Source organism: Streptomyces sp. NPDC102279, assembly GCF_044766365.1.
Taxonomy (GTDB): domain Bacteria; phylum Actinomycetota; class Actinomycetes; order Streptomycetales; family Streptomycetaceae; genus Streptomyces.
In genome coordinates this window covers 182,544-203,324 of record NZ_JBIWLU010000016.1, presented here as the reverse complement: position 1 = coordinate 203,324, position 20,781 = coordinate 182,544, and the positions used below count along the sequence as shown (strand labels likewise).

25 protein-coding genes and 1 pseudogene are annotated in these 20,781 nt (G+C 71.2%); 9 read left to right on the top strand and 17 right to left on the bottom strand.

Annotated features, from left to right (window positions below; genetic code table 11):
* Positions 1-259: 259 nt before the first annotated feature.
* The 3 genes from ACIRQH_RS35270 (at position 260) to ACIRQH_RS35260 (ending at position 4,282) form a co-directional block, all read left to right on the top strand.
* Entirely contained in the window at positions 260-2,980 is a 2,721-nt protein-coding gene (locus ACIRQH_RS35270; protein WP_404229087.1) for an FAD/NAD(P)-binding protein, read from the top strand.
* Positions 2,981-3,299: 319 nt separating this feature from the next.
* Positions 3,300-3,938 carry a class I SAM-dependent methyltransferase gene (locus tag ACIRQH_RS35265; protein ID WP_388875516.1) on the top strand — a complete coding sequence of 213 codons (639 nt, stop codon included), beginning with the start codon at positions 3,300-3,302 and terminating at the stop codon, positions 3,936-3,938.
* 14 nt (positions 3,939-3,952) lie between these two features.
* On the top strand, positions 3,953-4,282 hold the full coding sequence (locus ACIRQH_RS35260; protein ID WP_404229084.1) for a hypothetical protein: 330 nt from the start codon (positions 3,953-3,955) through the stop codon (positions 4,280-4,282).
* A gap of 21 nt (positions 4,283-4,303) precedes the next feature.
* On the opposite strand, the gene ACIRQH_RS35255 is transcribed toward ACIRQH_RS35260, so the two are convergent.
* From ACIRQH_RS35255 to ACIRQH_RS35245, 3 genes are all read right to left on the bottom strand, one after another.
* On the bottom strand, positions 4,304-5,086 hold the full coding sequence (locus ACIRQH_RS35255) for an IclR family transcriptional regulator (RefSeq protein WP_388934607.1): 783 nt from the start codon (positions 5,084-5,086) through the stop codon (positions 4,304-4,306).
* Positions 5,083-5,511: a MarR family winged helix-turn-helix transcriptional regulator gene (locus ACIRQH_RS35250; RefSeq protein ID WP_404229081.1), complete on the bottom strand. Its 429-nt coding sequence runs from the start codon at positions 5,509-5,511 to the stop codon at positions 5,083-5,085. Before ACIRQH_RS35250 ends, ACIRQH_RS35255 begins: the two co-directional genes overlap by 4 nt.
* A gap of 411 nt (positions 5,512-5,922) precedes the next feature.
* Positions 5,923-6,768 carry a hypothetical protein gene (locus tag ACIRQH_RS35245; protein ID WP_404229078.1) on the bottom strand — a complete coding sequence of 282 codons (846 nt, stop codon included), beginning with the start codon at positions 6,766-6,768 and terminating at the stop codon, positions 5,923-5,925.
* Positions 6,769-7,120: 352 nt separating this feature from the next.
* On the opposite strand from ACIRQH_RS35245, the gene ACIRQH_RS35240 reads away from it, so the two are divergent.
* Positions 7,121-8,458: a 6-phospho-beta-glucosidase gene (locus tag ACIRQH_RS35240; protein ID WP_404229075.1), complete on the top strand. Its 1,338-nt coding sequence runs from the start codon at positions 7,121-7,123 to the stop codon at positions 8,456-8,458.
* 39 nt (positions 8,459-8,497) lie between these two features.
* Here ACIRQH_RS35240 and ACIRQH_RS35235 read toward each other — a convergent pair whose 3' ends face one another.
* The 3 genes and pseudogenes from ACIRQH_RS35235 to ACIRQH_RS35225 form a co-directional block, all read right to left on the bottom strand.
* Entirely contained in the window at positions 8,498-9,553 is a 1,056-nt protein-coding gene (locus ACIRQH_RS35235) for a D-cysteine desulfhydrase family protein (RefSeq protein WP_404229073.1), read from the bottom strand.
* 111 nt (positions 9,554-9,664) lie between these two features.
* A pseudogene (locus ACIRQH_RS35230) lies at positions 9,665-9,835 on the bottom strand (chitinase); the annotation flags it as partial.
* A 6-nt stretch (positions 9,836-9,841) separates the two neighbouring features.
* Complete coding sequence (locus ACIRQH_RS35225; protein ID WP_404229070.1) at positions 9,842-10,090, bottom strand: hypothetical protein; 249 nt, start codon at positions 10,088-10,090, stop codon at positions 9,842-9,844.
* Between the two features lie 237 nt (positions 10,091-10,327).
* On the opposite strand from ACIRQH_RS35225, the gene ACIRQH_RS35220 reads away from it, so the two are divergent.
* Positions 10,328-10,564, top strand: coding sequence for a helix-turn-helix transcriptional regulator (locus ACIRQH_RS35220; protein ID WP_404229067.1), 237 nt, complete (start codon positions 10,328-10,330; stop codon positions 10,562-10,564).
* Positions 10,565-10,732: 168 nt separating this feature from the next.
* Here ACIRQH_RS35220 and ACIRQH_RS35215 read toward each other — a convergent pair whose 3' ends face one another.
* Positions 10,733-10,945, bottom strand: coding sequence for a hypothetical protein (locus tag ACIRQH_RS35215; RefSeq protein WP_404229064.1), 213 nt, complete (start codon positions 10,943-10,945; stop codon positions 10,733-10,735).
* A gap of 157 nt (positions 10,946-11,102) precedes the next feature.
* Entirely contained in the window at positions 11,103-11,492 is a 390-nt protein-coding gene (locus ACIRQH_RS35210; protein WP_404229062.1) for a hypothetical protein, read from the bottom strand.
* A 191-nt stretch (positions 11,493-11,683) separates the two neighbouring features.
* On the opposite strand from ACIRQH_RS35210, the gene ACIRQH_RS35205 reads away from it, so the two are divergent.
* A complete protein-coding gene (locus tag ACIRQH_RS35205; RefSeq protein ID WP_404229059.1) occupies positions 11,684-12,892 on the top strand; it encodes a helix-turn-helix transcriptional regulator in 1,209 nt (402 codons plus the stop codon).
* On the opposite strand, the gene ACIRQH_RS35200 is transcribed toward ACIRQH_RS35205, so the two are convergent.
* From ACIRQH_RS35200 to ACIRQH_RS35190, 3 genes are all read right to left on the bottom strand, one after another.
* Positions 12,873-13,535 (bottom strand): HAD family hydrolase, encoded by a 663-nt coding sequence (locus ACIRQH_RS35200; RefSeq protein WP_404229056.1) that lies wholly within the window; start codon positions 13,533-13,535, stop codon positions 12,873-12,875. The genes ACIRQH_RS35205 and ACIRQH_RS35200 overlap by 20 nt on opposite strands.
* Positions 13,536-13,923: 388 nt before the next feature.
* A complete protein-coding gene (locus tag ACIRQH_RS35195) occupies positions 13,924-14,121 on the bottom strand; it encodes a hypothetical protein (protein ID WP_404229053.1) in 198 nt (65 codons plus the stop codon).
* 4 nt (positions 14,122-14,125) lie between these two features.
* On the bottom strand, positions 14,126-14,449 hold the full coding sequence (locus ACIRQH_RS35190; protein ID WP_404229050.1) for a hypothetical protein: 324 nt from the start codon (positions 14,447-14,449) through the stop codon (positions 14,126-14,128).
* 60 nt (positions 14,450-14,509) lie between these two features.
* On the opposite strand from ACIRQH_RS35190, the gene ACIRQH_RS35185 reads away from it, so the two are divergent.
* The 3 genes from ACIRQH_RS35185 to ACIRQH_RS35175 all read left to right on the top strand — a co-directional run bounded on the left by ACIRQH_RS35185 (position 14,510) and on the right by ACIRQH_RS35175 (position 16,246).
* Positions 14,510-14,845: a DUF6233 domain-containing protein gene (locus ACIRQH_RS35185; protein WP_404229047.1), complete on the top strand. Its 336-nt coding sequence runs from the start codon at positions 14,510-14,512 to the stop codon at positions 14,843-14,845.
* 108 nt (positions 14,846-14,953) lie between these two features.
* A complete protein-coding gene (locus tag ACIRQH_RS35180; RefSeq protein WP_404229044.1) occupies positions 14,954-15,325 on the top strand; it encodes a hypothetical protein in 372 nt (123 codons plus the stop codon).
* Between the two features lie 54 nt (positions 15,326-15,379).
* Positions 15,380-16,246 carry a DNA ligase gene (locus ACIRQH_RS35175; protein ID WP_404229041.1) on the top strand — a complete coding sequence of 289 codons (867 nt, stop codon included), beginning with the start codon at positions 15,380-15,382 and terminating at the stop codon, positions 16,244-16,246.
* Positions 16,247-16,328: 82 nt separating this feature from the next.
* Here ACIRQH_RS35175 and ACIRQH_RS35170 read toward each other — a convergent pair whose 3' ends face one another.
* The 6 genes from ACIRQH_RS35170 to ACIRQH_RS35145 form a co-directional block, all read right to left on the bottom strand.
* Positions 16,329-17,792, bottom strand: coding sequence for a glycosyltransferase (locus ACIRQH_RS35170; RefSeq protein ID WP_404229039.1), 1,464 nt, complete (start codon positions 17,790-17,792; stop codon positions 16,329-16,331).
* On the bottom strand, positions 17,789-17,959 hold the full coding sequence (locus ACIRQH_RS35165; protein WP_404229036.1) for a hypothetical protein: 171 nt from the start codon (positions 17,957-17,959) through the stop codon (positions 17,789-17,791). Before ACIRQH_RS35165 ends, ACIRQH_RS35170 begins: the two co-directional genes overlap by 4 nt.
* Before the next feature lie 139 nt (positions 17,960-18,098).
* Positions 18,099-18,425: a hypothetical protein gene (locus ACIRQH_RS35160; protein WP_404229033.1), complete on the bottom strand. Its 327-nt coding sequence runs from the start codon at positions 18,423-18,425 to the stop codon at positions 18,099-18,101.
* 2 nt (positions 18,426-18,427) lie between these two features.
* Positions 18,428-19,711, bottom strand: a complete 1,284-nt coding sequence (locus ACIRQH_RS35155) for a hypothetical protein (RefSeq protein WP_404229032.1) — start codon at positions 19,709-19,711, stop codon at positions 18,428-18,430.
* A complete protein-coding gene (locus ACIRQH_RS35150; RefSeq protein WP_404229029.1) occupies positions 19,711-19,872 on the bottom strand; it encodes a hypothetical protein in 162 nt (53 codons plus the stop codon). The genes ACIRQH_RS35155 and ACIRQH_RS35150 overlap by 1 nt, the downstream gene beginning before the upstream one ends.
* A 6-nt stretch (positions 19,873-19,878) precedes the next feature.
* Entirely contained in the window at positions 19,879-20,769 is an 891-nt protein-coding gene (locus ACIRQH_RS35145; protein WP_404229027.1) for a hypothetical protein, read from the bottom strand.
* Positions 20,770-20,781: the final 12 nt, after the last annotated feature.

The window sequence follows — 20,781 nt, the reverse complement described above, 5'->3', positions numbered from 1 at the left end:
CATCCTCTGCGACGTTCATGGGTTGATTCTTTGAATTCGGCGTCCCTCACCTGAGATTCCTGTGAGGACACCTGGAGAGACGTCCGGAATCCATGGTGTCCGGCCGCCTCCGTCGGTGAACAGAGTAGGAAGCGCCGAACGGAATCCTGAGTTCTCCGGTGAGATCCCGCACCGGGAGCCCTTTCCGGCGGCTCCCGCCGACAGAGGGGACGGAGGAGTTCCGCCTGTCGGATCAGCACCAGACCCGCCGGAGGTATCCGTGAGTCCAGCCCGAGAGCGTCCGACCGTGGCCATCGTCGGAGCGGGCGCGGCCGGCACACTCACCGCCGTGCAACTGTGCGAGACGGCCGCCCGCCGCCGGACGCCGCTCGGCCTCGTCCTGATCGACCCCGCCCCGGAGGCCGGACGCGGTACCGCGTACGCCACCACCGACCCCCGGCACCGGCTGAACGTGCCCGCCGGTGGCATGAGTTGCTACCCCGACGACCCCGGCCACTTCACCCGCTGGCTGTGCCGGCACGGCGAACCCACGGTCAGGCCGGCCGACTTCGCCACCCGGTACCGCTACGGCGCCTACCTCGCCGACACGTTGGCGCGGGCCGTCGTCCGCGCCCACGGCATCGTCGCCGTGCAGCGGCTGCGTACCAGGGCGCTGGGCTGCACCCGTACCTCCGACGGGCGACCGGAACTCCAACTCGCCGACGGCGGACATCTGGTGGCCGACGGTGTGGTCCTGGCCACCGGACCCGCGGGCACCACCGCCGACTGGGCCCCGACCCACCTCCGTGCCTCAGGGCGCTTCGTCCGGTCCCCGTGGGCACCGGGCGCCCTCGACGCCGTCCTCGCCCACCGGAGCAGCGGCCCCGGCGGCGCGGCGCGGACCGACGTCCTGCTGGTCGGCACCGGCCTCACCGCGGTCGACCTGGCGCTCACCCTCGACCGTCCCGACCGCACCGTCCACGCCGTCTCCCGCACCGGACTGCTGCCCCAGCCGCACGCGCTGAGCCCCGCCGCGCCGATGGCCGCACCGGACGACCTCGACGCCCCCACCCTCTCCGCACTGCGCCGCACCGTCTACCGCCACATCGGCCGCGCGGTGCGCACCCACGGTGACTGGCGCCCCGCCCTGGACAGCCTGCGCCCGCACACCGCGCGCCTGTGGCACAGCCTCACACCCGGCGAGCGCGCCGCGTTCCTGGAGCGCGAGGGTGCCCTGTGGAACACTCACCGCCACCGCATGGCACCGATCACGGCCGAGTCCGTGGACCGGGCGCGAACGGCCCGCCGGCTGCGCGTGCACACGGGCCGGATCACCGGCACCGCCGCACGGCCCGACGGCACCCTCCTGGTCACCCTCTCCAACGGCCGATGCCTGGAGACCGGTTGGGTGATCGACTGCACCGGACCGGGCCCGCGCCCCGAAGACCCCCTGTGGCGCTGCCTGTTCGCCATCGACGCGGCAGTCCCCGGGCCGCTCGGCCTGGGCGTGGCGACCCGAGACGGACGGCTGGTCGACGCGTCAGGGCACACCGGGCTTGCCCTGTTCACCCTCGGGGCACCACGCCGCGGGGAACTCTGGGAGACCACCGCGGTCCCCGAGATCCGCGTCCAAGCGGCGGACCTGGCGCAGCAGTTGCTCACCCTTCTCGTCCCGCCGCGACGGGCTGCCCGCCGCCGTCCCCTCGACTCCCACGGACTCCCGCTGTCCACCCACGCCGAGGCGGCGGCCGCCCACCGCACCGGACTCGAACGGGTCCTCAAGGTCAGGGCGGGAGCCGAGGACGCCTTCCGTCGCGCCGTCGCTCTCGACCCCGGGTTCGCCCTCGGACACGCCGCCCTCGCCCTGCTCGGTCACGAGGGCGGCGCCGACGTCGACGTGCCGGGAGCACTGGCCGACGCGCGCCGCGCCGCGCGGGAACGGGCCGACGAACGCGAACGCTCCTTCGTCGAGGTGGTGACCCGCCGGGTGCGCGCCGACACCCCGGACGCCGGCGCGGGCGCCCTGCTCGCCCACCTCGCCGCGCACCCCGCCGACGCCCTGGCCCTCGCCGCCGCCGTGCCCACCATCGCCTTCTCCGGCATCAACCACCTCGACACCGCTTACGCGTTGCAACTGGTCGAACAGGCCTCGCCCGCCTACGACGGACACTGGTTCCCGGTCTCGCTGCTCGCCTTCCTGCGTCAGGAACAGGGCCACTACGAGGAGGCGGCAGAGCTGGCCCGGCACGCGCTCGCCGCCGAGCCCGCCGCCGGCCACGCCGTGCACGCGCTGGCCCACGTCCACTACGAGTCCGGCGCCCACGCGAAGGGCCGCGACTGGCTCGACGCCTGGGTCTCCGGTCAGGGCCGCGGAGCCGTCCACCGGGCCCACTTCTCCTGGCACATCGCCCTGCACGAACTCGCGCTGGACGACGCCGCCGCCGTCCGCAGACGCTGGTTCGCCCAGCTGGCCCCGGGCCGGGTGACCGGAGTGCGGGCGCTCGTCGACTCCGGGTCCCTGCTGTGGCGGGCCAGGCTCAGCGACAGCTGGCGGGGCCGGGTGCCGGCGTCGGACGTCCTCGACAGCGTCGCCCCCGAGCACGTGGAACGCCCGGCCACGGCCTTCACCGCCCTGCACGTGGCGGTCGCTCTCACGGCCGCCGGTGACCTGCCCGCCCTGCGCCGCCTCCGCGACCACGCCGCGGGCGCCGATCCGGTGCAGCGCGCGGTGGTCGCCCCGCTCTGCGAGGCCCTCGCCGCCCTCGTCGAGGAACGCTTCCCCGACGCGGCCACGGGTCTCGCCGCCCTCCTCCCGGTCCTCACCCGCGTCGGCGGCAGCGCGGCCCAGCGCGAGGTGGTGGAGGAGACGCTGTTCTACGCCCTCGTCGCGGCGGGCCGCTGCGAGGCCGCCCGCCGCCTGCTGACCACCCGCCTGGACCGGGCCGACGCCCCGAGGGACCGCCGGCTGCTGGCGGCGCTGGGCGGCGGAGGAACGGGCTGAGTCCCGCGAGCCGCCCTCCGGACGGGACAGGGTGCTCTCGTCGATCCCGGACTGCCGGACTGCCGGACTGCCCGGACACGTCGGCGAGGGTCGGCCCGCGTCGACGCCGCAGCTCTCGCAGGCGGGGCCCGACCGCTTCGAGGACGTCCTTCTTCGAAGTGCCCGTACCGGCTGTTTGCCGAAACGGCATGTTCGGTTGCACCTCAGGCAGGAGCGCTCGCATGCTCGGGTTCGGACCGGAACGCCACCCGGGACTCCCGCGGAGCCAGGTGGAGGCCGAACCACCAGCGACCCGCCGACCGCGCCCGAAAAGGACCCCATGAACGACAGCAGCACGGACTCCGCAGCCTTCTGGGAGAAGCACTATGCCGGGATGGACGCGCACTGGGGCACCAAGCCCAACATCGTCCTGACGGGCCTCGTCGAGCACCTGGCATCCGAGCCGGGCACCGCACTGGACCTGGGCTGCGGACACGGCGGAGACGCACTCTGGCTCGCGGGGCTCGGCTGGCACGTCACGGCCGTCGACGTGTCACGGACGGCTCTCGAGCGGGTGGCCGCGGGAGCCGTGGCCACCGGTGTGACGGACCGGGTCACGCCCCGCCGGCACGACCTGGCCGAGACCTTCCCCGACGGAACCTACGACCTGGTCACCGCCACCTATTTCCACACACCGGTCACCATCTCCCGCGAACAGGTCCTCCGCCGGGCCGCCCACGCGGTGGCCCCAGGTGGCCTGCTGATCGTGATCGAACACGCCTCACTGGCCCCCTGGTCCTGGCAGGCGGGCCAGGACATCCGCTTCCCCGCCCCCGACGAGGTCGTCTCGTCCCTCCAGCTGGACGACGCCTGGCGCGTCGAACGAGCCGAAGCACCCCGGCGAACGGCCACCGGCCCCGAGGGGCGGACGGCGACGGTCACGGACAATGTGATCGCGGTACGACGCACGCGGGACTAGGAGCGGGGACGGCCATGGGAGTGCACGTCAGCCTGGTGCACGTCACGCAGACCGGTAGCAGCGGCAAGGGGCGATCGCTGCGGCACCTGGACAGCGCGGGGCGTTCCGGCGACACCTTCGCCGGGGTGTGCGCGGGGAGCGGGCTTCCCCTGCTGAGCCGCGTCGATCCGTACCGGAGTCTGATCCTGACCGCCGCCGACATGACGCAGTTCGTCTCCGAGATCGAGACGACCCGGGCACGGTGCGGGGACGCGAAGACCGTGGCGCTCCTGGACGACGTACGGGCGCTCGCCCTCCGCTGCGCCGCGCAGCCGGATCTGGAGATCCACCTCGACGGCGACTGACGAGCCGGAGCCCGTACGGAATCAGGTCGCCGTCCCCGCCGCGCTTCCCGGCAGGCCTTCCGGCCGCCATCCCAATCCCCGTGAGATCCCCCGGGCCGCCAGCCGCACCGCCGGTATCAGCGCCGGGGTCCGAGCGCCGGAGTACGGGACCACGACCGACACGGCGGCGGTGACCGTTCCCGTCGGGCCGTGGACCGGGGCCGCCACCGACAGGGCGTCGTCGGTGACCTGACGGCTGCTCACCGCGACGCCGGTGCGGCGTACTTCGGCGAGGGTGCGGCGCAGGAGGGACGGGTCGGTGATCGTGTGCGGGGTGAAGGCCGCCAACGGGCCCGCGCAGTAGGTGTCCTGGAGGGCGGGGGCCTCGTGGGCGAGCAGCGCGAGGCCGACGCCGGTCGCGTGCAGGGGCCAGCGCGCGCCCACCTGGATACGGACGCCGACGGCCGAGCGTCCGGAGATCCACTCGATGTAGACGACCTCGTCACCGTCGCGGACCGCCAACTGGACGTTCTCATGGGTCGCTTCGTAGAGGTCCTCCAGATACGGCAGGGCGACCTGCCGCAGCGCCAGGCCGCGCGGGGCGAGCGCCGCCGTCTCCCACAGGCGCAGCCCCACGTGGTAGATCCCGTCCGCGTCCCGCTCCAGCGCGCCCCACGCGGTGAGGGCGGCCGCCAGCCGGTGGGCGGTGGTGAGGCTGAGTCCGGCCCTCCGGCTGATGGCCGTGAGGGACAGCGCGGGGTGGGCGTGGTCGAAGGCGGCGAGCACGGCGAGCAGCCGCTCGGGCGCTGACCGGTCGCCGGTCATGCGGTGAGTTCGGTGTCCGCGATCCGTTGCAGCAGCGCGTGCAGGGTCGTGCGCTCGGCGCTGCCCAGGGGCTCCAGCAGGTCGTTCGTCACGCGCAGTCCCGCCTCGTCCGTGTCGCGCAGGAAGGCGCGCCCGTCCTCGGTGAGGACGACGACACGGCTGCGCCGGTCGTCGGGGGAGGAGCGCCGCTCCGCGAAGCCGCGATTCTCCAGGTCGTCGACGAGCCCGACGATCGCGCTCGGGTCGTAACCGAGCCGCGCGCTCAACTCCCGCTGCAGCGCGCCCTGCGAGGTGGCGAGGAACCGCAACAGCGCGTAGTGCCGCAGCCGCAGCCCCGACTTGTGGAGAGAGGCGTTGAACAACTGCCCCGATCGCAGGCCGAGTCGGTAGAGCAGATAGCCGGTGTCTCCGTGGAGTCCGCGCATCCACGGTTCCCGCGCGTCGACACGGACGGGGGCTGCCGGCTGGTCGGTGGCGCGTCGCGGGCCTGCGATGACGGACTCCCTGGGGCCGTGCCCCGGGCGGGCGGGGCGGTTCGGACGTGCGGCACCAGCATGCCGTACGTCGACGGACCACAACGACTATTGATGTCGACAACCATTGCTCTTGGCTTCGATCTCGGAAGCCGCACCGCGTCGAAGGGATCCTCTCGTGCCCGGCACCGATCACACCGGCAAGGCCGCCGTCGTCACCGGCAGCGGCCGTGCCCGCCGACCGCTTTGCCGGCCGCGTCGTACCGGAGTTCGGCCGGATCGACGTCCTGGTAACCAAACGCGGGCATCCTGCGGGACACGGTCCTGTGGAAGACGACCGACACGTCGACCGGCCGGACCCGGCTACCTCAGCCGGTACGCGTACACCGAGGTCGCGACGGCGCACACGCCCGGCTGGACGACCTCGGTGCGCAGTGTCCCGCTCGCGGGGTCGTAGTCGACGCCCTCCGCCTCGTACGTCCCGTCGCACACGCCGCGCTGCGGCAGGGCGAAGAGGCTGGTGACGTGTCCCGTGACCGGACGGCCGTCCACGGCGTGCTCCACGTCGATCTGGAGCAGCGGCCGGTCCTGCGGGAACAGCGCGCGCGAGCCGTCGTCCGAGGCGCACAGCAGCCGTGTGGCGTCGACGAAGTCGCAGCCCTGGATGTCGCGCACCGGTCTGTCGAGGGTGATCTGCCCGGCCTGCGGAAGGGCGCCGCCGGTGCGCGGGGTCGACGGGTTGAGCAGCGGGGCGGGGAACACCTGGAGCCGGTCCTGGTCACCCCACTCGCCCGACACCAGCCACTGCCCGTCGGGCGACACCGTGGCGAAGGAGTTGTTGACCTTCTCGCCCGGGTCGAGCTGGTGGACGTACTCGTAGCGGTTCCCGGCGGGGGTGGTGACGGCGAACATCTTCGTCGTCGCGGAGTCGGGCCCCTGGTAGGCGTCGAACACGTTCCCCTGGGCGATGTCGGGGTCGCCCACGTGGTTCCAGCCCTTGATCCGCAGGCCGAGGGGGATGGTGAGGAGCCCGCGGTGCAGCAGCGATCCGTCCGCCCGGCTCGCCAGCCCCTGGCCGCCGCTCAGTGTGTCGACGTACGAGGTGCCGGTCTCGGTCCACGCGGGCGCGCCGACCGCCGCGGCCGACGAACCAAGGCCGAGCGAGATTGCACTCAACAGGCTTGCGATTGACAGTAATTGATGCTTCATCAGCGACCCTCCGCAGCGTTGACGGACACGGGCTGGAATGGAATCACGGGGCGCCTGGCCACGCGTAGGGCCCAGGACCACTTGTGGGGACCGCTCGGACCGGCTACTAGGTGCCTGTGAGCCGCGCGTACGGCGCTGCGAGGAAAGCCCGACGCCGCCGAGTACTGTTCACGGCGTGCCGGCGGAGCGACGACACCGGCCACGGGCCCGGGACGCCTGACGGGGGACGACGCGGGAGCCGTCGGCCCGGTGACGCGGTCCGACCCTGGAAGGAACGGGCGTCCGGGCGGCCGTGGCGTGACCCTCGCCGCGCGGCCCGTGGCCCCGGACGAACTGCGAAGGTGGTACTTGCGTGAGGCTGACCATTCTCGGCGGCGGCGGATTCCGCGTCCCGCTCGTCCACGGGGCGCTCCTCGGCGACCGTGCCGAGGGCCGCGTCACCCAGGTCGTGCTGCACGACCTGGACGCGGACCGGCTCTCCGCCGTCGCCCGGGTCCTCGCCGAGCAGGCCGCGGACGTTCCCGACGCGCCGGAGGTGACGGTCACCACCGACCTCGACGAGGCCCTGCGCGGAGCCGACTTCGTGTTCTCCGCGATCCGGGTCGGTGGCCTGGAGGGACGCGCCGCCGACGAGCGGGTCGCCCTCGACCTGGGTGTCCTCGGCCAGGAGACGGTGGGTGCCGGCGGCATCGCGTACGGCCTGCGCACCGTGCCCGTCGCCGTGGACATCGCCCGGCGCGTGGCCCGCCTCGCCCCCGACGCCTGGGTCATCAACTTCACCAACCCGGCCGGCCTGGTCACCGAGGCCATGTCACGCCACCTCGGCGATCGGGTGATCGGGATCTGCGACTCGCCGGTCGGCCTCGGCCGCCGGATCGCGCGGGTCCTCGGCGCCGATCCGCGCGAGGCGTTCATCGACTACGTCGGACTCAACCACCTCGGCTGGGTACGGGGTCTGCGCGTCGCGGGCCGCGACGAACTCCCGCGCCTGCTCGCCGACCCCGCCCTGCTCGGCTCCTTCGAGGAGGGCAAGCTCTTCGGCACGGAGTGGCTCCGGTCGCTCGGCGCGGTCCCCAACGAGTACCTGCACTACTACTACTTCAACCGCGAGACCGTCCGCGCCTACCAGGAGGCCGACCGGACCCGCGGCGCGTTCCTGCGCGACCAACAGGCCGGTTTCTACGAGGAGATGAAACGCCCGGACGCCGCCGCCCTGAGCGCCTGGGACCGTACGCGCGCCGAGCGCGAGGCCACCTACATGGCGGAGAACCGGGACGCGGCCGGCGCCGGTGAACGGGACGCGGACGACCTGTCGGGCGGGTACGAGAAGGTGGCGCTCGCCCTGATGCGGGCCATCGCCCGCGACGAACGCACCACCCTGATCCTCAACGTCCGCAACCGGGGCACGCTGAGCGCGCTCGACAGCGAGGCCGTCATCGAGGTGCCCTGCCTGGTCGACGCGAACGGCGCCCACCCCGTCGCCGTCGACCCGCTGCCCGGCCACGCCACCGGCCTGGTCTGCGCGGTCAAGGCCGTCGAGCGCGAGGTGCTCTCCGCCGCCGCGTCCGGGTCCCGTACGACCGCGGTGAAGGCTTTCGCCCTGCACCCGCTCGTCGACTCCGTGAACGTGGCACGCGCCCTGGTCGATGGCTACACGGCCGTTCATCCGGGCCTGGGCTACCTCAAGTAGACGGCGCCGTCGGCATCCTGGGCCCGACGTCCCCCGGAGTCACGGGGTCGGTCGGGGCGTCGTGGGGGTGTCCGGAGGGCTGAGCAGTCCGGCCTCCGCCCTGGCGACCGTCGTGGGATGGCCGAAGAAACCGGGCAGCCCGCCGGTGTGCAGGAAGACGGTGCGCTGCCCGGGGGCGATGTCGCCGTCCGCGACGGCGGCGGCCAGCCCGGCCATCGCCCGGCCGGTGTAGATCGGGTCGAGGACGATGCCCTCCGTCCGCGCGGCCAGGGCCAGGGCGTCCATGACCGGCTCGGTGAGCGTGGCGTAGCCCGCCCCGACCTGGTCGTGGCGCACCCGCAGCGCGCGCGGGTCGCAGGGTCTGCCGCACAGCTCCGAGACCAGGTCCGCGACGGTGCGGGCGGGCTCGTCGACGGCGCCGACGTGCACGCCGAGGACCCGCCCGTCGCCCAGCCCCGCGACGAGCCCCGCCATCGTGCCGCCCGAGCCGAGCGCGACGACGACGCTCGCCACGTCCGGCACCTGGTCGATGAGCTCGTTCGCGCACGCCGCGTAGCCGCGGGCGCCCAGCGCGCTGGACCCGCCGAAGGGGATCAGCGCGGGGACCTCTCCGGCCGCCCGCAGCTCCTCCACGACATGGTCCGCCCGCGCGGTGATCCGGTCGCGGTCGCCCGCCCAGACGACCTGGGCGCCGAAGAGACCATCGAGCGCGAGGTTGCCCGAGGCGGGCGGGGTGGTGGCGGCCGAACCGGAGGAGGGTCCGGAATCCGGCGGCGAGCCCGCGAGCACGAGGACGACCCGCAGGCCCAGCCGGGCGCCCGCGGCCGCCGTCAGCCGGGCGTGGTTGGACTGCGCCGCACCGGTCGTCACCAGCACGGTGGCGCCGTCGGCGAGCGCCGCGCCGCAGGTCCACTCCAGCTTGCGGATCTTGTTGCCGCCGGCGCCCAGACCGGTGAGGTCGTCGCGTTTGACCCACAGGTCGTCGGGGCCGAGGCCGAGCGCCGCCGCCAGCCGGGGAGCCGGTTCGAGAGGGGTGGGCCAACTGCCCAGTCGGGCGCGGGGAGGGGTGTTCCCCTCGGAGAGTGTGCTGGTCACCGCGGGCCTTTCTGCTGACGCCGGTCGTGCGGGGAGCGTAACGCGACGGGCCGCCCGGATCTCCGGGCGGCCCGCCGCGTCGTCTCGCTGTCCGACGTCGCGCTGCCGGTCTCAGCCCGTGAAGCCGGCCGTGATCGACGTGAACTGCCAGGTGCTCTGGCTGATGCCGGAGCAGTTGCTCACCACGCCGCCCCCGGGGCAGGACCGGTCGCGGTTGACCGACCAGTAGGCGAGCCGGGCGATGTGGTGGCTGTTGGACCAGTCGCGGATCTGGGTCCACAAATTGATTTAGGGGTGGCTTTCCATGGGTCCCGCCGGGCCGTGGGGTAGGGGTCCGCAGAGTTCGGTGATGACGGAGAGGCTGTCTTCGAGTCGGCGGGTGAGGGTGGCGACGGCGAAGACGAGTCCGTGCGGTGTCATCTGGTTGAGGTCCTGGGATCGGATGCTTTCCAGGTCGCGGCGGGCGAAGTCCAGACGCGTGAGCTGCATGTCGGTGAGCTTGTGACGCCCGGGGGTGGCGGGTTGCTGCTCGTGCATGTGGATCCCTGTGCTGGTGCTGGTGGGAGTTCCGTTCCGCGGGGGCCGGGCGGTCCGGTGTGTGGTGAGTGCACGTAATCATGCAGTGATGTCCTTGACTGAACAAGAGTCAGCGCAGGGTCATCACTCGAACGTGTGTTTTATCTGGCGAGACTCTTGCCCGCTTCATTGAATGATGCATCAAAAAGTACGGTCGGCGATACAGACAGATGATCAAGGGCGGGCAACGGTTAACCGGTGCCTTCCGCCCCGCCACCCGACGAGTGGGTCCACGCCCGCCGCCAGGACATCGGCGAGCGGATCCGCGAGGCCCGCCGCGCCGCACGCCTCAGTCAAGAGGCCCTAGCCGAGCGCGCAGGTATAGACCGGCAGGCCATTAACAGGATCGAACTGGGGCGCCAGGCAGCGTACGTCGACAACCTGCTCCGCATCGCCTACGCCCTCGACCTTCCGCTCGCCGACCTGGTCCGGTAGGTCCGACGTCCGACATCACCGGAGATCATCCTCATGGATGGGATCCCGCTCCGGTAGCCCTTCGGCATGTCCAACCTGCGCTAATTCGCCTTGAGTTGGACAGCCGCCCCCGATGAAGACATGGACAGCCGCCACCCTGGCGCGGCACCGCCGTGCCGGGGACGGAAGTCAGGGGGCGTACCTGCTCACGCGGTCGGCAGCCGCCCGCAACTGCTCGGCGAACAACTGGGATCCCGTCAGGTCCGGTGCCGTCTGATGGCCAGGCATGTTGCACAGCTCGGCATGCACGGTGACGTCGGCGCCGCCGGCGGATGGAGAGTCCAGGGCCAACGTGGTGCCCTGCCCGGGGAGGATGGGCTTGTCGCAGCGGGCGCAGATCATCGGGTCACTCTCCAGGTAGCGGACCAGTCGCGCCGGAGGCGGACGGCGACGGAGCAGGAGTTCGCGGGATCGCGGCGGCAGAACTGGCAGCCCATGCAGTGCTGCATCAGGGCCTCGTACCGTGCCGAGGCAGACGGCGGCTCGACAATCCGCGCCGTCATCCCGCGCCCTCCGTGTCCCGCCGAGGAGCGCACGCATCCGCGAGCGCGGCAGTCAGGGCAGCCGGATCAGTCAGCCACCGGTCCTCGCCCGGACACATCAGCCAGAACGCGCCCGGGCCCTGCACACGCCGGGTCGGGGGGATCGTCACTGCCGAACCCGCGCCGAGCGCCCGTGTCGTGTCGACCGTCCACACCTCCGCCGTGCCGACCGGGGTGAAGAAGTACACGGCCCCGTTCATGGAGTCCTCGACGACCGCGCCGCAGCGGGTGCCGAGGATCGCGACGGCGGAGGCTCCGACACTGCGGGGGACGCGGATCGCATCCCAGTCGACGCCTGCGTCTTGCAGGCTCCACCCCGTGGTGGACGGTAAGCGGGTCGTCGGCATGTCGTGTCCCCTTGGCGCCGGTCTGAGCAGGTGACGACAAGACTGGCCCGTGCAATTGCAAGAACCGAGGACCTGGAGAGGACTTTTCGCCGCCGAGAATAGGACTTTCGTTGCGCCTTGCGGGTGACGACTGGCCAACGACAGGGCCCGCATGGACACTTGCCCCGAGTGCTCGACACGGAGGTGCACCAGTGGCAGGCGCAGGGAACACCCGACTCAAGGCCGCCCGCGTCGCGGCTGGCTACCACTCGCAGCAGGCCCTCGCCGACGCGCTCCAGGTCGGGGTGCGGCAGGTGCGGCGCTGGGAATCCGACACGCCCCCGAAGCCGAACCTCGACGTGGCCCAGGCTCTCACGCGGTTGCTGGGGCAAGACCTCGATTCCCTCGGATTCGCTGGCGGCGCCATCGCGGCCCCCGGCCGGCGCAGTGCCCTCGCGGCTGCCGTTGGCCTGTCGGTCGTGCCCACCCAGTCCACGACCGTTCAGCCCGCCACCGTCGCCGACGACTTCGAAGCCGTCACCCGGGCGCACCGGCGCCTGTACTGGTCCGTCGCACCCACCACCCTGCATCCGGCCGCGCTCGCGCACGCCACCCTCGGCTGTGCCCTCCTGCCCGAGACGAACGGGCGGACCCGGGCCCGGACCGCGGCGGCCCTCGCCGAGACGTGGCTCCTCGCCGGGCGCATCGAGTTCTTCGACATGCGCGAACCGGACCGCGCGAGCCAGACCCTGCTTCGCGCGCTCCAGGCCGCGGGTGAGGCGGACGATCCGCTCCTCGGCGCGGGGATCCTCGCGCACACGGCGTTCATCCCTGCGTGGGTGGGTGAGCGGGACGCGGCGGTCGAGCGGATGACCGCGGCCCGCACCTACGCCCGCCGAGGGTCCGCGTCCGCCGATCTGCTCGCGTGGCTGGACGCGGTCGAGGCCGAGTGTGAGACCCGCTGTGGGAACACGCGGACAGCACTGCACCTGATAGGGCATGCCGAGGACGTCCTCGCCGCAGGCTCCGTCCACGCGACGCCGGAGTGGCTCGACTGGTTCTCCCCGGTCCGGCTCGCCGCGTTCAAGGGCAACACGCAGTTGAAGGCCGGGCACCTGCCGCAGGCCCGCACCACCCTGCTCCGTGTCCTCGAAGACCTTCAGCCCAGCGAGGAGAAGCAGACGACGGTGATCCTCGGCGACCTCGCCGCCGTCGAGGCCGCAGCTGGGCAGCCAGAGGCAGCGTGCGAGTACGCGGTCCGCGCGCTCGACCAGCTCGGCCGCACCTGGTACGCCATGGGCATGGACCGCGTGCGGGAAGTGCGGCGCACGCTCGCACCGCACCAGCACGAGCAATGCGTCCGAGACCTCGACGAACGTCTCTACGGATGGGCGACCACGGTCAGCGCGCTGTCCCGTTGAACTCGGCGATCAGCGGCGACAGTTCGAGGAGGCTCTCCACCCGGAAGGTGGGGAGCTCCTTCGCTTCCTGGTCGTTCCACTGGATCGTGGCCCACGGGCCGCGGCGCACCAACGCGGTCGGCATGCCCGCGCCGACAGCCGGCCGCAAGTCGTTGTCGACGCGGTCCCCGACGTAGAGGATCTCCTCGACGTCGTGGGGTACGACCTCGGCGACGCGGTCGAAGAAGGCGATGTCCGGCTTGCTCGCACCCCAGTCGTCCGACGTGCCGATCAGATCCACATCACTGCTGAACAACTCGCGGAGGATCCCGCCGGCGCGGACCGTCTGATTCCCGGCGATGCCCAGCCACAGCCCGTCCGCGCGGAGCTGCGCGAGCATCGGCCGGACGTCCGAGTAGAGGTCGTCCTCGCCGAAGTGCTCCGGACGGCCGACGGCCGCGCGCGCTTCCCGCTCGGCGTACAGATCGAAGCCGGGATGGAACTCCTGGAAGACGTCGCGGTAGTCGCGGCCTTGCGCAATGACTGCGCCGAACATCGCGGCGAACGTGTGGCGGGGGATGCCGAGCCAGTCGGCCCAGGTGCCGTACTCCCGTGTCTCGTCTACCAGGCACTCACCGACGTCGAAGACCACTGCGCGAATCATGCGGGCAGCGTATCGAGGAGTGAAGACCGGCCACGAGAGGGTCCGCTGTCGGTGGTCGCCGATAGAATCAGGGCATGACCCCGAACCCCGCCGCTCCTGGTTCCGCGCGGTCTGCTGGCCAGATCAACGACGACATTCGCGCTCTGTGGGCCCGCGCCCGGGGCAGCCTCACGCCCGAGGAACGCGCACGGTATGAGCAGCTGCTTGCCGAGTGGGCCGCCGCCATCGGTGAGGCTGCGTAGCCGGGCTACTCGCCTGCCCGTCGTGTCGACAGGCGGTACTCGCCGGCGGGTGGGGGGTCTGCGAAGTCGACGTCGTCGAAGAGGTCGTCTTCGGTCACTTCGTCCGGGGCTTCCTCATCGATCATGACGCCAGGATGGCAGAGCGGTCACGCCTCGTCGGGCCACCTGTGGATAACCGTGCCGTCGGCGGTGTCGGTCAGGGTGATGCGGGTCCCGGCCCGGCCGCGCTCCCCGACCCAGCCACGGAACTGGCGGCGGGCGGTCACCTCGTCGTTCCACCAGCCGTGCATGCCGCGGCCGGACGCGAGCGTGAGGTGCAGGTGGTAGCGGCCGGCATCGTCCATCTCGTCAGCCTGCCGCCTCGTCGGTGATCACGGTTAGTGCCACGCCTGCCTCGGCTGCTGCTTCCCGCAGGTCGGCGAAGACGTCGACGGTCCTGGGGCCGGTTCCCTCGCGGAGGCGGAAGCTTTTCAGCATGTGGTCCCGGCAGGAGTCGAGCCAGCAGTGGCCGTGCGGCAGGCGGATGATGCGGGTCGAGACGCCCGGGGTGCCGCAGCTGGAGCACGGCCGGCCGAAGCGGCGTCGGGCGTCCGCGGTGTGCAGATGCTCGGGTGCTGGGTCGAGGGTGGTCGGGTCGGCGCCGAGTGCGGCCAGGATGGCGGTCTCGTCCACGCCTGCCCCTCTGCTCGACCCGATGTGCCGGGGGAAGACTACAGCCGTAATATCGAACACGTGAACGACCCGCGCGCCGACCGGCTCACCCAGCTGCACTTCCTCGCCCGCGTCCAAGAGGCCGACCTCGACCGCACCAGGCGCTGGATCGCAGCCGAGGAGCAACGCCTGCAGGAGCAGCAGCGCGGCGAGCATGCCCGCCCGCCCGCACCCGACTGGCTCCTGGAGCAGGGCCTCAACGGCGGCCACCCCGTGTACGTCCACCGCGGCGACTGCCACATGAAGGGCAAGCGCAGCCGCGGCATCAGCGAAGACCAGGCGCGCCGGGCACTCGCCGACCGGGTCGACGCCTGCACCCACTGCCGGCCCGACACCGCGCTCGGCGTGCTGGGGTAAATCCGCAGACGAGGATCACGACTCACACGTGCTGCCGATCGAGAACCAAAAAATCTACTTGGGCGTCTTCGCGAGCAAGGTTGTGGGGACACCGGCAAGGGGTGGGTCATGGGGCTTCTCGACAAGGAACTCAAGAAGGCCAAACGTCGGATGGGAGTATTCACGTTCCTCTGGGGCGCCTGGTACCGCTCCAGCCGGGCCGCCTTGATCGTGGCGGCAGCCGCCGTAGCTGCTGGTGATCACCTTCATGGCAAGCTCGGATGGCTGATGAAGTGGCAGCCTGCGCTCGCCCTGGCCGTCGGCATCCTGACCGCTATGGACTCCTGGCTGCGCCCGCACACGAAGTGGCAGGGGTCCATGAAGTCGCGCGATGACTTTGTCTCCTTGGCGATTCAGAGCGAGGGCGGGCTCCCTGCGGATGAGGTGCGCTCCAAAGTCGATGAGATCCGAGCCGAGCATCGCGACAGGAACCTTCTCTAGTCGAGTCGACAGCTCCGAGAGGCGACCACCGACCTTCGGCGGCAGGCTGACCGTATGGACTTCCCCGTCGACGTGGCGCTCGCCGAGGCGGTACCGCGCCTGCCAGTCGGGCCCGGTATTTGGTACGAGGTGAAGTTCGACGGCCACAGAGCCGTGATCTGGCGGGAGGCGGAGACCGTCCGCGTGCAGGCCCGGTCCGGGCGGGACGTGACGAGGGCGTGGATGGATCTCGCGGTCGCCGCACTCCACACCCTCCGCCCGGGCACGGTCCTCGACGGGGAGGCCGTCATCTACCGGCACGGACGCGTCGACTTCAGTGCCGCGCAGTGCCGGGCCGCCTCGTCCCCCGCGCGCGCGAGGGCGCTCGCCGCTGAGTGGCCGGCGACGTTCGCCGCGTGGGACGTCCTCCAGCATCCCGAGCACGGGGACGTGCGGGGGCGTCCGTACACGGAACGCCGCGGGCTGCTCCTCGACCTGCTCGAAGACGTGCCGCCGCCGCTCCAGGTGGTGCCCGCGACCGACGATCCGACGGTGGCGCAGGCCTGGTACGAGACGCTCACCGATGTCGGCATCGAAGGGATCGTCGCGAAGCGGGCAGCGTCGCCGTACCGGCCCGGGAGGGTCTGGCAGAAGATCCGGCACGCCGACACCCTGGACGCCGAAGTCATCGGCCACACCGGGCCCGCGGTCCGGCCGCGGGCTGTTGTCGTCGAACTCCCCGACGGCCGGCACCGGCTGTCGCAAGCCTTGACCGCCCCGCTCGCCGCGGCCGTAGCCGACCACATCGCCACATCCGCGCCCGGCCGGCGGAAGCGCAGCCGCGACCTCGGCAGCTACACGACCGTCGCGCCGGGCCTCACCGTCGAAGTCCTAGCAGGCACCACCAGGCACGCGGTCGTCACCGTGACGCGGGTCCGCTAGCCCACCCGCTGCTGGACCAGGCACCCGCACGCGCGGGCCCCGTCCAAGGGGGGATGGACGGGGCCCGCAGAACAGGGGTTGCTTACCTTGCAGGCAGGGCGATCTCCAGCGTGTTCTCGCTCTCCAGGTCGTACAGCTTCGTGACCGGGGGCTCCACGGGCGGAGCTGCAGCCGGGACGCCCAGTGAGACTTCGGCGCCGTTCTGCCGGGTCCCCCAGCCTGTGCGCGCGCAGGTGGCGATGCCGTACCAGCGCAGCCACCGGAGTGCCGTCCACGCCATCACGATCGCCAGCGGCATCATCAGCCACGTCAGGGCACGCGACCGGATCCGCTCATCGCTTCGGATCACTCCCAGGTAGCGCAGCCCCTGCGCCCACCCGATCAGAAACGGCACCCACAGGAGACTCGCCGGCGGGAGGTTGTCGAACGCGATCGGCTCCACCACCAGCAGCCACACCGTGACCATTTGGACGAGGAACATCTGGAACCAGCGCAGCATGTGCAGCCAGAACGCCGGACGCGCCGGCGACAGATACTTCATCCGCCACACCGAGCGGATCGTCGAGCCACGCATCCACCGCAGATACATGCGCGAGAAGTGCGACCACTTCTCCGGCATCGCCGTGAACACCACCGCCGACGGCTGCTGAACCGTCAGCCCGCGCTCCTGCGCATACAAGGTGAGGAGGCTGTCGTCGGAGAACATCACCGGCCGGCCCATGAACGTCTCGTTCAGATACGAGCCCAGGTTGTCGCGGATGATCCCGGCCCGGTATGCGGCCAGCGGACCGGAGTTCACCATGACTGCCCCGACGGCGGATTGCCCCGACCGGTCGACCAGCTGGGTTGTCGTAAACCACAGGTCGGTGACTCGGGCCAGCAGGTTCGCCCGGTTGTTCGTTGCGATGACGATGCCGGCCACCGACTGGACGCGCGGCCGGGCGAACGGGGCGAGAGCTTCGGCGACGGCGTTCGGGGCGAAGCAGGAGTCGGAGTCGCAGGTGATGTAGATGTCGGCCTCTGGGCTGACCCGGACGGCGTGGGCCTGGGCGTGGCGTTTGCCGCCGTTCGGGACGCGCTGCCACGTGGTGGTGATGCCTGCCTCGCGCGCCGCCCACGCCCACCAGTCCCGGATTTCGGCGTAGTCGCTGCTTGTGGAGCCGTCGTCCACGATGTGCACGCTGTCGGGCATGCGCGTCTGGCGGAGAAATGACTCCAGTCCCAGCCGGAGGTAGCCGGGATCTTCGTTGTAGGCGGGGACCAGGATCGATACGTGCAATTCGTCGAGCTGTCGGGCGAGCCGCGGCGTGAGCCTGCGGGGTCGCTCAAGGTGGTACATCAGGGTCTGTGCCATGAAGACGAAGAAGAGGGCTGCCCACACCAGGCTGAGCCGGTTCGTGGCGCTGCTGTCGTAGTCGGCTGCGCTGGTCGCGTGCTGCACGGCCCAGGCTGCGGCCAGCGCGAGGACGAGGATTCCCATGAGGACGGAGCCGGAGCGGTGCTGGCGGGCGGCCAGCACCGGCATCCGGCGGCGTTTGCCGCTCACTCCTCGCCCACGGCGCGACCGCGACGGAACCGGAATCGGATCATGAGCGTGCCGGCGATGACGAGTGCGGCGGCGGCCAGGATCATCCAGCCGCCGACGTAGTAGGCGGTGCCGCCGATGACGACCGTGCCCATGCCGGTCTGGGCGAGCTGCCCGTTGTCGGACATGAAGTTCCCCCCTGGGAGTGATGTGCTGTGCTGTCGCAGTGCATCAGGTTGACGCGGGTTCGTGTGGGGCAAATGGACCTAACCGGGCGGGTGTTGCGCACGGAGTGGAACTGGATGGCGTGCCCTCGGCGTAGCCGATCTACGTTCCGGGGAGTGCCACCTCAGGGATCGCGGCCGGCAAGGCGAGGTAGTACGCCCGCGCCGGGCCGCCCACCCGCGCCTCGTCCACCCGGTACAGCCAGCCCGACGGGGTGAACCCGTCCGCATCCGTCGCCAGCAAGGTCACCGACAGGGAGCCGTCAACGGCCAGCGGGATGACGAGGGTGCCCTGGACGATCGCGTCATGCTCAACCGATTCGACCGCCTCACCCGCGGTGAACGCGACGGTGCCTTGGTAGGGGCTGCCGTCCGGGTGGAGGAACACCCCGGTCACCGTCACGGTCTCAACATTCGGTGGCCACGTCATGGCTACTCCCACACCCCTCCGCCAGTCCGTGTCTTGACGGTGGTCGCCTTCCACAAGCTGCCCGTCCACACCTTCACCGGGCACACCTTCCACACCGATCCCGTCCACACCTTCGCCCGCTGCGCCGGCGTGTACTCGACGAGGAGCCACGCCGCCGACACCCGGCGGGTCGTCGATTGCGAGACGTTCGACCGGTAGCCGATCTGCGCCGTCGCCAACGTGGACCGGGTCCAGGCGGTGCTGGTCTGCGGGTTGGTGTAGGCGGTGAGCCCGTACAGGCGGGGCACTGCGCTCTTGTGGGTCTGCCAGCCGATGAACGCGACGCTCGTCGTCGCGGACTCCGTCGTCGTTCCGGAGGCTTGGCCTTTCAGGCGGGTGACGATGGATGCTGCGGTGGTGGCGATGGATCCGATGCGGACGCCGACGGAGACGAGGTTGATGGTGTCGGTCGCACCGATGCCTGCGGTCGTCGGTGAGGACACGGTGAAGTCGTCGGTGGTCGTAGTCCCGGTGGCGACGGTCGCGTTGTACGAGGTCGCGTCGTCGGGTGGCCGTTCGCTGACGCGCGTCCAGTTGTTCGCCGCACCCGCGGTCCCGCCCGTCGCGGTGGCCCAGCCGTTGTTGTCGCCCTGCCCGGCGGGCTGCAAATGCACGACGGTGCCCGGCCCGGGGAGTCCGGTCTGTACCGTGCCGGTGGTGTCGTTGACGGCGATGTCGTCGAGGTAGATGTCCATCGTGTTCGCGGACTGGAGGGCGCCCGCGCGGATCCTGGAGAACCCGTTGATGTTGTAGCAGAGCTGGTCGGAGACGAGCGTGCCGTCGATGTACAGCTTGAACGCGGACACGCCGGGGGTGATGCTCCCGGTGGTGACGTCGTTGAAGTCGGCCTCGATGCGGTACCACTGGCCGGTGTTGAGTGGGCTGGTGGCGGAGCCGAGGTTGGTGGCGGCCTGGTCGTCGCGGAGGATGAGGGAGCCGTCGGTCTTCAGCCTGATCATGCCGGGGAAGTAGCCGGACTGGCCGATGCCGTAGATGTTGCAGTCGGCTGCGGGGAGCGCGTTGATGTACAGGTAGAAGCGGTGCATGGTGCGCATCACCGTGCCGCCGGTGAACTGGTGCTCGATGTACGAGGTGCCTGCGGTCGGGGTGATGCGGAGGGATGCGGTGCCTCCGCGGTGGATGCTCGTCGAGATGGCTGGGCTGCCGCCGACGGTGTTGGTGTCCTGCCACTCCATGAGCGGTGCCACCGTCTGGAGTTCGAACCCGCACGTCCACATGCGGGCCATCAGGTGGTGTCAATCCACACGTCGCCGGTGGCCGGTGACGACGGTGCGCTGCTGGCGACGGTGATTTTCGGGGCGCGGTTGTCGACGTACTGCTTTGTCGCCGCCTTCAGGTTGCTGTTCGGATCGCGTGGGAGGACCACGTCGGCTGTGAAGTCGGGCATCGGCGGTCAGCCCTGCACCGTGACGCGGAACTCGTTGCTGGTCGGCGCGGTGACGAACGTCAAGGTCACGTTGTTGGTGTCCGTGGCCACCCAGTCCGTCTCCACCCGCACGTCGTCGCTGTTCCTCCGCATCGTCACCGACACGTCTTTCGTGCCCAGGTTGTGCGTCACCGCGATCGACGTCGAGGATCCGTTGCCGATCGACGCGGACGCGTGCCGGGTGACGACGCTCGTGTCCACCGCGACGGCGTCCGCAGCCACGCTGATGCCCGTGCCGGCGCCGACGGCGAGGACACCCGTCGACTCGACCAGGCCCGCACCGGCAGCAGCCGATCCGATCCGCAGGCCGGACGACGACTTCTGCAGTGTCGACCCGTCCAGCTCCAGGGAGAACGTGGTGGAGGAGAGTTCGATGCCGTTGCCGTCAGCGGTGTACGACAGTCCGCCGCCGGCCTGCACCCACGTCTGCGCCGTCGTGCCCAGCGTGATCGTGTCGACGGTCTGCGTGTACGTGCGGTCCGCGTTGACGGTGCCCTGGAGGACGATCACGGTCGCCCCGTACAGCTCGGTCGCCGAGTCGGCGTCGGTGGCTCGGGTGGGGGCGCCGGATGCGGCGACGGTGTAGATGCCGTTGTCGCCGCCGGTGCTCTGGTCTTTGAGGAGGATGCGGTCGCCGGTGGCGAGGGTGATGCCGTCGATGGTCTGGCCGTTGGCGAATGCGGTCGCCAGCGTTCCGTTGGCTGTGGTGGCGACGCGGACGGGCTGCTTCCAGCGGAGGCCGTTGAGGAGGTTGTCGACGTATGCCTTGGTTGCGGCGTCGGATGCGGATGACGGGTCGGCGACGGAGACGATGCGCTGACTCGAAGCGTCGAAGCCGGTCAGGGACTTGAGGGCCATGGGGGTGTGCCT